Below are 5,645 nucleotides of genomic sequence, written 5' to 3' on the forward strand. Positions count from 1 at the left end.
ATATTAACCGCGAGCCATTCGGGCCCCTTACAGGTACATTGATTCCTCCATGTATCTCCAACTCTGTGGCGATCATTGAGGCTCTCTTGGCTGCCACACAAGGTGTTAAAGACCTCACAGTGGGATATGGTCAGTGTGGTAACCTCATCCAAGATGTGGCTGCGATCCGTGCCCTGAAGAAGCAAACTAATGAGTATCTAGCCAAGTATGGATTTGGTGATGCAAAGGTGACCACAGTATTCCACCAATGGATGGGAGGATTTCCACAAGATGAAGCTAAGGCATTTGGAGTGATCTCTTGGGGCTCAGCAGCTGCCGCACTTGCTAAAGCTACAAAAGTTATCGTAAAGACTCCTCACGAGGCGATGGGTGTGCCTACTATGGAGGCGAATGCCGCCGGTCTTCGTGCTACTAAGCAGGTGATATCTATGCTCAGAGACCAAGACTTTACAAATATCCCAGCGGTAGTTGCCGAGGCTGAAATTATTGAGGCAGAGGTTAACCAGATATTGGATAAGGTGTTCGAGCTAGGTAATGGAGACCTTGCACAAGGTGTCATTGCTGCCTTCGAATCTGGAGTACTCGATATTCCTTTTGCTCCAAGCAAGTACAACGCCGGAAAGGTGATGCCTGCCCGTGATAATAATGGTGCAGTCCGCATTATGGATTCTGGCAACCTTCCACTCAGTCAGGACATTCTCAACTTCCACCGTGAGAAGCTAGAGGAGCGTGCCAAGAGTGAAAATCGTACTGTTAGCTTCCAGATGGTGATTGACGACGTATATGCTATCAGCAAGGGATTCCTTGTTGGTCGCAAGCAATAACAATAGAAAATACAAACAAAACAATTAACTACATATACTACAATTATGAAAATCAAAAAGGTAGTTTGTGCAGCTGGTAAGACAGGTTTTTACTTTGACGACCAGCGTGCCATCAAGAGAGGTGCCGTAAGTGATGGTGCTTTCTACTCAGGAGAAGTTGTTACAGAGGGCTTTACGAGTGTTCGTCAGGCAGGTGAGTCTATCTCCGTTCTATTTATTCTAGAAGATGGACAAATAGCTCACGGAGACTGCGCAGCAGTTCAGTATTCTGGTGCAGGTGGTCGTGACCCTTTGTTCCTTGCTAAGAACTTCATTCCTGTAATCCTCAAAGAGATTGCTCCAATGTATGAGGGTAAGGAAATTACCACTTTCCGCGAAATGGCTGATAGAGTGGATAAGTTTGTACGCCCAGAGACTGGAAAGGCTTTCCACACCGCAATCCGTTATGGTGTGACCCAAGCTTGTCTTGATGCAGTTGCTAAGAGTCAGCACAAGCTTATGGCTCAGGTGATTGCTAAGGAGTACAACACCAAGATTGCTGATAAGATGATTCCTATCTTCACTCAGTCTGGTGACGATCGCTACGTCAATGCAGATAAGATGATCATGAAGGGCGCGGAGGTACTTCCTCACGCACTATTCAACCACGTAGAGCAAAAGACTGGTCTTAAGGGCGAGAAGCTACGTGCTTATGTTGAGTGGCTACGCAATAGAGTGATTGAAAAGCGTACTTGTGAGAGCTATAACCCTATCTTCCACATCGACGTATATGGTACCCTTGGAGTGGTATTTGACAATGACTTCAAGAAGATTGCCGAGTATATCGCTGACCTTGCAGAGGTAGCTAAGCCATTCCACCTCCGTATTGAGGGTCCAGTAGACGTTGAGGAGAAGCAAGCTCAAATCAAGGCACTTCACGCTATCCGCCAACATATGGATGAAATGGGATGCTCTGCAGAGATTGTTGCCGATGAGTGGTGCAATACCCTAGAGGACATCATCGACTTTTCTAAGGAAAAAGCTGGGCATATGGCTCAGATCAAGACTCCAGACCTTGGTGGCATCAACAATGCTATCGAAGCTGTGCTATACTGCCAGCAGCACGATATGGGAGCTTATCTAGGTGGCACTTGTAACGAGACCAACCGCTCTGCTGAGATCTGTGCACACATCGCCATGGCCACCTCTCCAGACCAAATGCTAGCTAAGCCTGGTATGGGTGTAGATGAAGGCTACATGCTTGTGTACAATGAGATGAGTAGAATTATTGCCCTTAAGGACATCATCTAAGTGAGTATAAAGAAAGAAATGGAAGAGATTAGAGTATTATCCCCAACCGCTATTCTTGGTTATGGCTTCCCATTGGAGTCATTCCAAGAGGGTATGAAGCGTAAACCAGATGTCATTGCTGTGGATGCAGGGTCTACCGACCCAGGTCCATACTATCTAGGTGCAGGCATCTCTTTTACAGATCGTAATTCTGTAAAGCGTGACCTTGAGATTATGATTCCTGCAGCTATTGAGGCAGGTATTCCTGTAATCATTGGTTCATCCGGTGGTTCAGGTGGTCGCCCTCACGTAGAGATTAATCGCAAGATCATTGAGGAGATCGCACAGGCTAAGGGGCTAACCTTTAAGTATGCAGAGATTTCAGCTGAGTTTGATAAGGAGCTAGTACGTAAGTACTTTAAGGATGGTAAGATCACTCCACTGTCTCCAGCACCCGAACTCAAGGAGCAGGACATTGACGATGCAGTACGTATCGTAGCACAGATGGGTGAGGAGCCATTTATTGAGGCGCTCAATAATGGTGCTCAAGTGATCCTCGCTGGTCGTGCTTACGACCCAACTGTATTCTCCGCACTAGCTATCTCTAAGGGTTATCCAAAAGGACTAGCTATCCACATGGGTAAGATCCTAGAGTGTGCAGCTATCTGTGCACTTCCAGGCAGTGGTAGCGACTGTATGTTTGGTTACCTCCGTAAGGATCACTTTGAGCTAGAGACTCTTTCTCCAGACCGTAAGTGTACTACCCTATCTATTGCTGCTCATACTCTTTATGAGAAGTCAAATCCTTATATGTTACCTGGTCCTGGTGGACGTCTTAACCTTCACAATACCACTTTCGAGCAGGTAGCCGATAATCGAGTACGTGTAGCTGGTACTGTATTTGAGCCCACCGATGGTTACTTCGTGAAGCTAGAGGGTGTAAGGCGTGTAGGATATCGTACAATTGCTGTAGCTGGTGTTACAGACCCTATCTTCATCAGCAAGGTAGATGAGATCACTGAGGCGGTACGTGCAAGAGTGGATAATAACTTTAAGGACTACGGAATGAGCAACTATTTCCTAGACTTTAAGGTCTATGGAAAGGGTGGCGTGATGAATATGTTCCCAGGCGTTAAGTGTGATACTGGCAACGAGCTTCTCATCATCATTGAAGCAGTAGGAGCTACACAGCAAGAGGCTGATACTATTTGTAGTTTTGCACGTAGTACGTTGCTACACTTTGGCTATGAGGGTCGTATCTCTACTGCTGGTAACCTCGCATTGCCATTCTCACCATCCGACGCACACATGGGTGAAGTATTTGAATTCAATGTCTATCACCTAATGAAGGTAGAAAGCCCAACGGCTCTCTTCCCTATCACTTACCGTGAGTTCAATAATGGAGTAGCTAAATAAAGGAAGGATAAAACTATGCAAACATATAAGTTAGTCGATATGGCTTCAGTGATCAGGAGCAAAAACTCTGGTCCCTACGAGCTTACTTTCGATATTATATTCAAGACCTTTGATGATTACAACTTCTTCAAGAAGCATGAGCCTATTAATAAGTCATCTTTCGCAAAGCTTTACGGCATTGCCGAGGAGGATGTGCTACAGGTGATTTATTTCGACCCTGCAAAGGCAGTAAAGGCCACCATCAAGCGTCCAATCCCTAGTGGTGCACTAGGAGAGACTGATGTGTATGGTGCTCAACAGCACGCCCCACTCATGAAGTTCACTTTTGATGCATAATCATCACAGTGCAAAGCCAAAGAGATTGCAGGAGCATTGGGTCTCCACGCAATACTATGCCCCTAGGGGTAAGGAGAGACTCCTTACCCTTGGGGAGCAATTGGCTCACTTTCATCTGAGCTTTACAGATCGCCTTATCGGCTTTATCGGTGACGCAGGGAGCGGTAAAAGTTCACTGATTAAGGGAATATTTCCTGGTCTAGAACTTGCTAATGACGATGATGTCCTTGACCCTCGTAAGATTATGCAAGTAAGGCAAGGGATGGAAAACCTCAGAGAGGCCTCTACCTACCATATTGACATGCGATTTCAGACTGCATTTACTCAGATGTATGAAATCGTTGACTTTGTTCAAGAGGCTCTGGATAAGGGCAAGCGAGTAGTTGTAGAGCACTTCAATCTACTCAATCAAGCACTAGGCCGCAATGCCGATATCATCTTTGCTATTGGTGAGGAGATCATCGTTACACGACCTAGCATTTTTGGGCCCCAACCACAAACTCTATACGATATTGTCCACACTTCACTGCTTTATCGTAAGATGGCTCACTCTGCCGAAGAGGTAGCAAGCTATGCACTAGATAAACTATTCGGGCTAGATATGTCTAAGTATTATAGTGCGGATGTACCCTCGGGCTTTGTCTTGAAATTCAATGAGGATCCAAAACTTTCACGAAGCGATTTGGACCGACTTGAGGAAGAAATTATTCATTTAATCAATGAGGATATCTCTATTGATTATTATGATGAAGACCATATCCGAATGGGTAATGAGATAAAGCCTTGTGATGGTCCTCGTATTCATGTCCGCTCTACAGGTGAAATAGAGAACTTTTCATTACACAAGGAGCTCATCTACGACAAAAGGTACGACGCCTACTGCCTCATAGGCCTTCTGGATAAAGATCCTAAGAGCCACGAAGAACTCAATAATAGAAACTCATTCTACTTTTTAGGCAAGAAATACTAACGTATAGATATGAGAGAAATCAATGTAAAGCAGATTTCAGAGCTTGTCAGTAAGCTATGTATTGAAGCCTGCTACTTTATGACTCCAGACATTCACCAAAAGATTACGGAGTCCAAATTAATAGAAAAGTCTCCCTTGGGACAAGAAATATTGGGAACCCTCCTCGAAAATAGCCACATTGCCCGCACCCAAGAGAAACCTCTTTGTCAAGATACCGGTATGACGGTTGTCTTTGTTAACCTTGGGCAAGATGTACACGTGATTGGTGGATCTATTGAAGATGCAATCAATGAGGGGGTTAGAGAGGGTTACGAAAAGGGCTATCTACGGAAGTCAGTAGTCAATGATCCTATTCTTCGGGAGAATACCAAAGACAATACTCCAGCAGTAATACACTATAACATCGTACCTGGTGATAAAATTGAAATAGAAGTGTCTCCCAAGGGCTTTGGTAGTGAGAATAAGAGCCAACTCAAGATGCTTACACCAAGTCAAGGTGTTGAGGGTGTAAAGGACTATGTAGTTCAGGTTGTATCAGAGGCTGGTGCCAATCCTTGTCCTCCCATTATTGTCGGTGTAGGTATTGGCGGTACGATGGAGCGTTGTGCCTATTATGCCAAGCATGCTTTACTTCGTCCAGTAGGTCAACACAGCTCCAAGCCACACATCAAAGCTATCGAAGAGGAGCTTCTGGAGCGTATCAACAAACTAGGAATTGGCCCTGCTGGATTTGGCGGTACCACTACCGCACTTGCTGTAAATGTTGAGGTAGGTGCCACACATATTGCGGGACTACCAGTTGCTGTGAATATTGGCTGCCATGCTACACG

General features: G+C 45.3%; 6 protein-coding genes. All 6 read left to right on the forward strand.

Going from position 1 to position 5,645, the window contains the following annotated elements:
* Positions 1-824: methylaspartate mutase subunit E (locus QVO39_RS06710; RefSeq protein ID WP_288171888.1), on the forward strand; the 824-nt coding region annotated here is incomplete at its 5' end.
* Positions 825-869: 45 nt separating this feature from the next.
* The gene (locus QVO39_RS06715) at positions 870-2,114 is read left to right on the forward strand and encodes a methylaspartate ammonia-lyase (RefSeq protein ID WP_018029168.1); all 1,245 of its coding nucleotides are present in this window, start codon (positions 870-872) and stop codon (positions 2,112-2,114) included.
* An 18-nt stretch (positions 2,115-2,132) separates the two neighbouring features.
* Positions 2,133-3,509 carry an acyclic terpene utilization AtuA family protein gene (locus QVO39_RS06720; RefSeq protein ID WP_021903534.1) on the forward strand — a complete coding sequence of 459 codons (1,377 nt, stop codon included), beginning with the start codon at positions 2,133-2,135 and terminating at the stop codon, positions 3,507-3,509.
* A gap of 15 nt (positions 3,510-3,524) precedes the next feature.
* Positions 3,525-3,845: a DUF4387 domain-containing protein gene (locus QVO39_RS06725; protein ID WP_021903535.1), complete on the forward strand. Its 321-nt coding sequence runs from the start codon at positions 3,525-3,527 to the stop codon at positions 3,843-3,845.
* Entirely contained in the window at positions 3,838-4,815 is a 978-nt protein-coding gene (locus QVO39_RS06730) for an alanine-tRNA synthetase second additional domain-containing protein (protein ID WP_018029171.1), read from the forward strand. Before QVO39_RS06725 ends, QVO39_RS06730 begins: the two co-directional genes overlap by 8 nt.
* Positions 4,816-4,824: 9 nt before the next feature.
* Positions 4,825-5,645: fumarate hydratase (locus tag QVO39_RS06735; RefSeq protein ID WP_288171889.1), on the forward strand; the 821-nt coding region annotated here is incomplete at its 3' end.

The organism is Porphyromonas sp. CAG:1061 (assembly GCF_000435035.1).
Lineage (GTDB): Bacteria > Bacteroidota > Bacteroidia > Bacteroidales > Porphyromonadaceae > Porphyromonas_A > Porphyromonas_A somerae.